This window comes from Paenibacillus sp. DS2015 (assembly GCF_050433705.1).
GTDB lineage: Bacteria > Bacillota > Bacilli > Paenibacillales > Paenibacillaceae > Paenibacillus_AQ.
In genome coordinates, this window is record NZ_JBNPWS010000060.1 from 1 (window position 1) to 7,681 (window position 7,681).

Annotated in this window: 7 protein-coding genes and 1 pseudogene; 3 read left to right on the top strand and 5 right to left on the bottom strand. The window is 36.3% G+C overall.

The features are described from left to right. Positions 1–107 precede the first annotated feature (107 nt). The 4 genes from J2T13_RS25760 to J2T13_RS25775 form a co-directional block, all read right to left on the bottom strand. The gene (locus J2T13_RS25760; RefSeq protein WP_429375524.1) at positions 108–626 is read right to left on the bottom strand and encodes a GNAT family N-acetyltransferase; all 519 of its coding nucleotides are present in this window, start codon (positions 624–626) and stop codon (positions 108–110) included. A 231-nt stretch (positions 627–857) separates the two neighbouring features. Next, positions 858–1,436, bottom strand: a complete 579-nt coding sequence (locus J2T13_RS25765; RefSeq protein WP_429375526.1) for a hypothetical protein — start codon at positions 1,434–1,436, stop codon at positions 858–860. A gap of 498 nt (positions 1,437–1,934) precedes the next feature. Continuing rightward, positions 1,935–2,624: a response regulator transcription factor gene (locus J2T13_RS25770; protein ID WP_429375527.1), complete on the bottom strand. Its 690-nt coding sequence runs from the start codon at positions 2,622–2,624 to the stop codon at positions 1,935–1,937. Between the two features lie 42 nt (positions 2,625–2,666). Further along, positions 2,667–3,239, bottom strand: a complete 573-nt coding sequence (locus J2T13_RS25775; protein WP_429375528.1) for a sensor histidine kinase — start codon at positions 3,237–3,239, stop codon at positions 2,667–2,669. Between the two features lie 547 nt (positions 3,240–3,786). On the opposite strand from J2T13_RS25775, the gene J2T13_RS25780 reads away from it, so the two are divergent. Continuing rightward, complete coding sequence (locus J2T13_RS25780; protein ID WP_429375530.1) at positions 3,787–4,251, top strand: hypothetical protein; 465 nt, start codon at positions 3,787–3,789, stop codon at positions 4,249–4,251. A 31-nt stretch (positions 4,252–4,282) separates the two neighbouring features. Beyond that, the gene (locus tag J2T13_RS25785; RefSeq protein WP_429375531.1) at positions 4,283–5,236 is read left to right on the top strand and encodes a hypothetical protein; all 954 of its coding nucleotides are present in this window, start codon (positions 4,283–4,285) and stop codon (positions 5,234–5,236) included. A gap of 979 nt (positions 5,237–6,215) precedes the next feature. Here the strand turns inward: J2T13_RS25785 and J2T13_RS25790 are convergent. Continuing rightward, positions 6,216–7,148: pseudogene (locus J2T13_RS25790) on the bottom strand (helix-turn-helix transcriptional regulator). A 120-nt stretch (positions 7,149–7,268) separates the two neighbouring features. Here J2T13_RS25790 and J2T13_RS25795 point away from each other — a divergent pair. Further along, the gene (locus J2T13_RS25795; protein ID WP_429375532.1) at positions 7,269–7,601 is read left to right on the top strand and encodes an isochorismatase family protein; all 333 of its coding nucleotides are present in this window, start codon (positions 7,269–7,271) and stop codon (positions 7,599–7,601) included. Positions 7,602–7,681 lie beyond the last annotated feature (80 nt).

Genomic DNA, 7,681 nt, shown 5'->3' on the forward strand with positions numbered 1-7,681 from the left:
TCTGCTCATATGTTCACGATCGTGGTAGCCTTCATACCGTCGTTATGAAGGCCTTTTTTTCGGGCAACTGCGCAACCAATCCAAAGTGTTATATGAAGGTGCTGACTTCATCGAATCTTCTCACTGAGGTTCTTCTCCATACAATAAAAAGGCAATGATCTTCTGGGAAACCAAACTTCTCCGCGCAATTCATATCCTAATTTTTTGTAGAAGTCAATAGCTCTTTGGTTATCACTATAAACATCTAAGCGAACAGAAGTATATAGCTCTTGCCGACTCTTACCATGAACAAACTGTATCAGTTTCTTTGCAATCCCTTGGCCCTGATATTTAGGTCTAATTGATAGTCTATGAATAACTATGTTTCTTCCGTCTTTATGCTTCCAATCAACCGACTTGTATTCCTCTATCTCCATTTCATCATATGAGACTACTCCGGCAATTTCTTCATCATGTTTAAGTATAAAAATACTTTGGTTCTGTATATCTTCTTCGATCACTTCCTTATTTGGATAGATATCATCCCATTGTTTAATTCCTTGAGCATCCAAGTCAAATCTACATTCTTGAAATATTTCAAAAATTGTATGTATATCCGTTTTTTCCGGTCGGATAATCGACATCATTTTCATCCCTTCTAGTTTGAATTATGCACTTTCAGCACTTTCATATAACGTTTCGCATTTCAGACGTCCGAATGGCTTAAGGACCGTAGGTCCGGGTGGCTTCGCCACTTAGCCAGTTGGATGTGTCGCCTGATTCACTTCTCAGAAATCCATCTAGGCGACCTAGGAGCGTATGCGACGAAGCTAAAATGCATTGTTATCGGATGTCAATGCCTTCTTCGATATCACTTTCTATCCTTGTTGATCTATTAGATGACCATTTCTACCAAGCGCCCTGACACTGTCACCATTGCTCACAGAAAAATAGTATCTTCCATTATTAGAGGTAATAATCCGTGCTTCTACATAGTGTTCTTCCGATTTATCTTTAACTTCAACTTTCACAACATCGGCATCATTCACTTCACCATACGTAACATCTATTCTTCGCAATTTATTTCCTTGATTATCATGTTGATATAGATTCTCATGATAAAGAGTGAAATTCTTATTTTCATAATGAGTCCACCCATTCGGACCAACATTCTCCCACCCTTCATCATCATTCCCCTCGAAGAATGCGACAGCTAATGCATGGTAATCAGCAAATGGTAATTCTTTTTTATCTGGTTCGATTAAATACATTACAATAGTAACTCCATTAACCTTCTCGGTATAAACAACAGTATCAACTGAATACGGTATTCCCTTTTCCAACGCTTCATCAAAAGAATCAAACTTTCCAAATTCATAATCAGAGTTATATACTTTGTAAACTCCAAAAATAACAAGTAAGACTACTCCGATTACTAATAAACGTTTATAATTCATACTCCTCCTGTGAAACCAAATATTTTATTGCATTGATTTCCGATAACTACTAATCCACGAATTCGCCTATCCCTCTCATACAGATGTATAGGCGAATTCGCTTTACTCCTCCCTGTAAGGTGATAGACGAAGCTATTCGTCCTCTACGATTTATTCCCATCCCTACCTCAATCCGATCCAGAGGGCTCTGGATGCGACGGATCTCTTTGATGCTAACGTAGGTATAGACTTCAGTTGTTTTCGAATATGAATGGTTTAACGCTCAGGATCAATAGCCTGCTTGTTTAGCGCAAATGACTTCACCGAGTCGAAGTTCAGACAAGTATATCCAGACTATTCATGCTCGATGTTTTAGATGTTGCAATTCCCTCAGCCAGCCTTTTTATACATTCGCTATCATCCTTGCAATTCCCTTCCAAAATATAGAATATATCCTCAACAAACTCAGACAAAAAAAGACAAACTGCTCAATCGAGCAATCTGCCTTCCTGTAGTCGGTTAAGCTATAAATCGATAACCTACTCCCCAAATGGTTTCAATGTACTGAGGGGAGGCTGGGTCAGTTTCTATCTTTTCTCTTATTTTCCCGATATGGACGGTTACTGTAGCCACATCTCCAACTGCATTCATACCCCAGACTTTTTCAAAAATCGCATCCTTGCCTAGAACTATGTCTAAGTTAGCCGCTAAATATGCCAGAAGTTCGAATTCCTTAGTCGTTAAATTGATTTCATGTTCATTCAGAAATACTCTTCGCGAGGCTTTATCTATCGTGAGACCACGAACGGAAATACGATCCTGATTACGAACCCCTAAGCCAGCTAAACGCTCATAACGAGCTAAATGCGCTTTCACTCGAGCTACCATCTCACTCGGGCTAAAAGGTTTCGTCATATAATCGTCCGCTCCTAAACCAAGTCCACGGATAATATCAATATCTTCTATCTTAGCGGTAATCATCAGAATCGGAATATCTTTAGTCAAGCGGATTTGGCGACAAATCTCGAATCCATCTATTTTAGGAAGCATCAGGTCAAGAATAATGAAGTCGAAGTCCTCCTTGATCGCTCTATCCAGTCCTATATCTCCCTGCTGCTCCATCTCTACAGAAAATCCGTTAATCTCTAGATAATCTCTTTGCAGCTCTGCAATACTTCGCTCATCTTCAATGATTAATACTCGCTTCATTGCTATTCCCTCCGCACATCCATCTCCAGATTCAAGCTAATATTATTCGACAATTTTAAGTGTGAAATAAACAGTTGTCCCCTTACCCAATTCGCTCTTAACTCCGATATCTCCTCCATGAGCTTGAATGATTTGTTTAGCAATGGCTAAACCTAGCCCACTTCCACCATTATGTTTATTTCTTGAAGGGTCCGAACGATAAAATTGATCAAAGAGTTGCGGAAGATCCTGTTCCGCTATGCCCAACCCATTATCATGAATTTCGACAAAAGCATACCCTTCCTCCAGCTCAAAGGGAGATATACGGATCGTAATCTCTTTATTATCTTTATCCATAAAATTCACGCTGTTGTCAATGATGTTAGTGAAGACCCGCTTCAGTCGGTGGTAATCCACTTTGACTAACATAGACGTCTCTTCCTGATGAATGTAGTGCAGTTGCACTCCCTTTTTCTCCAAATCAAGTTTAACGCCTTCAATCACTTCCTGCACATAACCGTCTAAGTTGGTGTCCACCCAATGAAACGGAATACTGTTCAGATCCAGCTTAGAATATAGAAATAATTCATCAATTAACTTATCCATATCATCGGCCTTCTCATGTATGGTTCTCATATACTTCTCCGTTTTCTGGGGGGGTATCTGCAACTCCGTCCAGCTAGTCGATTCTAGTAATACTAGTCTCCAGGTTCCTTATTTGACGAAAATGGTTCTCCTCTAGTTGAGTCATTAAAGAGCTTTCAGAGAGGTTTCCTGTATTCTTGATAACCAATGAAATCGAATTGTTATTCTCAGTATAGAAATTCGTAGAGATTTCGTCATACTTATCATAAATTAGTACCTCTAGCCTCCAGTCTCTTTATTTTCATAATTTTCTCCATATGAAAGCGTGCATTCCTTCCCTTTAGTACTAGTAAAACTAAAATTTGAAAGATAGGTCCAACCAATATACTACCCTTCGGCTTATTGATTTCCTTAAAATTAATATCCATTTATACAGTAGAATGATTAACAAAATAACGAATAAGTATTGCTAGACAAACATAATTATGTAATATATAATAAAAATGGAAATAAATAGTAGGGTAGTTCGGTTTTTATAGGTGACTACTTGAGGATGAGCGTGTGCGTGCCAGATAGATAGGAGGTGAAACATGAAAAAATGAAAAAATGGATTACGTATAGTGTTGTCGTACTTTTGATAATCAGTGTGATCATAAATATTTCTTTTTATCGTGATAAGGTAAGTAAGGAGAAAGAATATTTCGGAGCATTCGCTTCTGCAATCGATACAACAAATAGTACGTTGGAGAATTTAAAAACAACAGAAAACAAACAAACATATTTATATCATCTTTTGCAAAGTTTAGAGAAAATGGATTCTTTCTTTATGCTTAGTCCTAGTGATACTTACTATGACTACTTTAAATACTATAAAATAACGGTAATAGAAGTACTTACTAATCCAGATTTAGAATTTAAATTCGAATATTTCTCAGCATTGCAACATGATATGAACTTATTAAATGATATGCTATTTGAAAATTATGTGCTGAAAGTTGATAGCTTTAAGGAATTTGAAGAGATTTTATTATCTGTCATTTTAGAAAATGAAGAATTTTTTTAGTCTTAATAATTAATTATGTGGAGGGGTTTTGATGAAACGATTATTTTTAATGGTTATTCTTATTCTTGTTATGCTTCCTGTTCATGCATATGCTAGTCCGTTAGAAATAAAGTTTGAAGAAGAGTATAGTGGTGTTGCTTTAGTGAATTTAGGAGATAAGGTCTCTAAAGATAAAAATATTCATTATTCTTCAGTGGATCAATCATTATCAGTTTTAAAGATTAATGATTATGGTTTTGACGGAAACGTCATTACCCTTTCAGGAGAAGTACAGTATAAAGATGTAACAAAAGTGTTTACCTTGAAAGGTGACGCCTATCAATCCGGAATAGATAAAGCTGATACTGTTTTTGACGTGGTAAATGATAGTGAAAGTGAATTAAGTGTAGTTAGATTAGCGCTAAAATCGTCAGCCAATGATTATGACCTTGTTTCGGATAAAGCATTAGTAGGACAAAAAGCATTAATTTTATATTTCTTCGATGAGAAAACTCGTGATTTAATCTCATTTGATATTCCTGCAGAAGAATTAGGATTAGACGATGTAGATGGAAGTAATTTCGAATACTCAAATAGTGTAACAGATGCATGGATATATAAAGTCGTTGAAGGTGAATATCAAGAAGATAATATAATGGTACCATTTGCAGGAGTCAATACCTCTAAAGTGGTAAATATCTCAGGGAATATTACTTATACTAATCCTTACGGAAATGGTTGCAATGAATCACATTCTAAACTTGCAAAAGCGAGCATTGTTGGTAGTTCAATTATGGCTGATGCAGCTGGCGTCTTTGCAAATCTTAGAGTAGACTCCCAATCTATTACTTATAATTGTGGTCCAGGAAATTATCAAAATGTTCCTGGAGCAGAAACAGCAATTTGGTTTGGAGGCTACTCGAACCCTATAAAAATTAACTTTAATTTCTCAGGTAGTTCTTATGTCGATTTTGTAAAGCAGACTAGTGGCATGGAGATTTTATAGAAAGACCTTATTATAGTATTAATGCTGACTTAGCGATTGGTAAGGGACCTGTATCAGTTGGCAGTAGTGTGACATTATGGGATAATTATAGTCTTTCTGAATCAGCTCCACAACCGACTACAGTTTATTTTGGAGGCACAAATGTTACGAGAAAAGCGAATTTTTCATTCAAAAATACTAGACTTTATGATATAGGCTCATATTACACAACAAATCTTGTTATCGGTGTTAACACAGCAAGTACGTCTAAGAGCCTTACTGCTAGTTTTTCTGTTCCTGTTTACGGGAACACAGGAAGTACGTTATATAGTACTTCAACAAACTCAGCAACTATTTCATATAGTAATTTATAATTCACTTATTAGCCGAATAGGCATCTAATTACTCAAATTTATATGGGCTATTAAAGAGGCCGGGACAAAACCAGTTGCTAAAGCAACAGGGGTAGTTTAAATCAACTGAGATTTAAACTACCCCTGTTTTCACCATATTTTGAGCTGAAAACTTAAGCCCTATTCACATATTTTCATATGTCATTAACGCTAAACCAATATCATGCAATTGTAATGTTTCATCAATAGTGACGATTCACTCTTAACCGTTTAATAGGAGTTCCAGTACCAATGAAATATAACATTATCGCAATCATTAACGTATAATACGGTAAGAAAATATATAAGCTGTAATCATTAACATAGCTGGTCAGAAGCAGAAAATGAATACTTGTTAAGAACATAGAATTCCCTGTAGATCTTAGAAGAAAATAAGGATACACCAATAAGCTAAAACATAGCACGACGTTGATTAGTAGGAACAAGGTGATTTTAGCTTTACGTATCATAAAACTAATGATTAACATCAGCATAATTAATGGAAAGAGGATCAAATAGATGATGACATTCGTCTCTAATCCATCATCATAATACGGAATAAAAAGGGCAAGGCAACTTCGTTTGTCTTTTTCGTCTTACTCCATGTATTAACTTTCGTATATGGTAGCTATATCATGTATTCTACGCTTCATTTCTGTACGAATATGTAACGGCTCTAAACACTCGCATTTATCCCCAAAACTGAAAAGAATATTGTAGTAGTATTCGTTCTCTATGAAAGGAAAACTAACAATGAAATGCTCATCACCGTCTGGCGAAACTTGTTCATAAGTGCACTAATCAAGTACCCTGTCCATGACAGATTTATGAATACGAATTTTGATTTTTGTTTGCATAGTTGCCAAAACATCAGTCAAATCTAACTGCGGTTTTTGATAATCTCGTGGCGTAAAAAATTCCTCTTGTATTTGTAGGTTTGATGTGCGGGATAGTTTAAATAAGCGAAAATCATTTCTTTTATGGCAATACCCTTGCCAATACCAATGACTACTTTTCAATACAAGCTGATACGGCTCGACTGTTCGTGCGGTTCTATTTCCGTAGCGGTCTGCATATTCAAACGAAAGTAGCTTGCTTTCCTGTAAAGCTGTTTTGATAATTTCTAAATATGGTTGTATGTTCCTATTGCCCATCCATGGACTTAAATCTATATAGATTTGATTTGATTTTAATTCAATGTCTCTCGCTCTGTCGGCGGGGATAAAACTCTTGACTTTCGCAAGGGCGTTTACCAGTTCATCACCTCGTATCATGTTGGAAAGACTGGAAAGCCCCATCAAGATAGCGGAAAGGTCGGCAGTCGAAAAAACCTTTCTATCAATCTTGTATTTCTGCATGATTTCAAAGCCGCCGCCCACTCCCGATGTTGAGCGAACAGGAATTCCCGCCATGTTGATAGTGTCTATGTCGCGGTAGATTGTGCGGGGTGAAACTTCAAACATATCTGCTAACTCTTGTGCGCCTATACGCTTTTTATCAAGGAGTATCATAATAATGCTAACAAGCCTGTCAACTTTCATCTGATAGCCGCCTTCCAAAATTTCTTGTTATCACTATAGATTGTTGCCATACTGTTGTCAACAATTACAAGATATACTAAAAAAGCAAACAAATCAATCTACCTATCAGGAGGAAACACTATGCAGAAAAAAGCCTTAGTAATAATTGATATTCAGAATGACATAACAAAGAATTACAAGGATGTTATTGGCAATATCAATAAAGCTATTGATTGGGCAGTCAATAATAATATTCACGTTATTTATATAAGGCATGAAAATTTATCAGCCGGCACGAGGACTCTTAAACCCAATACATATGGGTCTGAATTAGCTTCAGACTTGAAAATAGTATCAAAAAATGTTTTTACAAAATACAAAGGAAACGCATTAAGCTGTGAAGAATTTACAGACTTTATTAGTAAAAATGAAATATGTGATTTCTACATAGCAGGAGCACCCCCTGTGTCATAATAGTTGTCGTACCCCTCAATAGAATGTAATGTAGTTGAAAAGAGAGAATGAGGTGGAACGGCAATGGCTAGATATAGTAA

What these genes read in the sequence shown, in the direction of transcription:
- J2T13_RS25760 (WP_429375524.1), bottom strand. Translation starts at nt 626, where the DNA reads ATGATGTCGATTATCCGACCGGAAAAAACGGATATACATACAATTTTT.
- J2T13_RS25765 (WP_429375526.1), bottom strand. Translation starts at nt 1,436, where the DNA reads ATGAATTATAAACGTTTATTAGTAATCGGAGTAGTCTTACTTGTTATT.
- J2T13_RS25770 (WP_429375527.1), bottom strand. Translation starts at nt 2,624, where the DNA reads ATGAAGCGAGTATTAATCATTGAAGATGAGCGAAGTATTGCAGAGCTG.
- J2T13_RS25775 (WP_429375528.1), bottom strand. Translation starts at nt 3,239, where the DNA reads ATGAGAACCATACATGAGAAGGCCGATGATATGGATAAGTTAATTGAT.
- J2T13_RS25780 (WP_429375530.1), top strand. Translation starts at nt 3,787, where the DNA reads ATGAAAAAATGGATTACGTATAGTGTTGTCGTACTTTTGATAATCAGT.
- J2T13_RS25785 (WP_429375531.1), top strand. Translation starts at nt 4,283, where the DNA reads ATGAAACGATTATTTTTAATGGTTATTCTTATTCTTGTTATGCTTCCT.
- J2T13_RS25795 (WP_429375532.1), top strand. Translation starts at nt 7,269, where the DNA reads ATGCAGAAAAAAGCCTTAGTAATAATTGATATTCAGAATGACATAACA.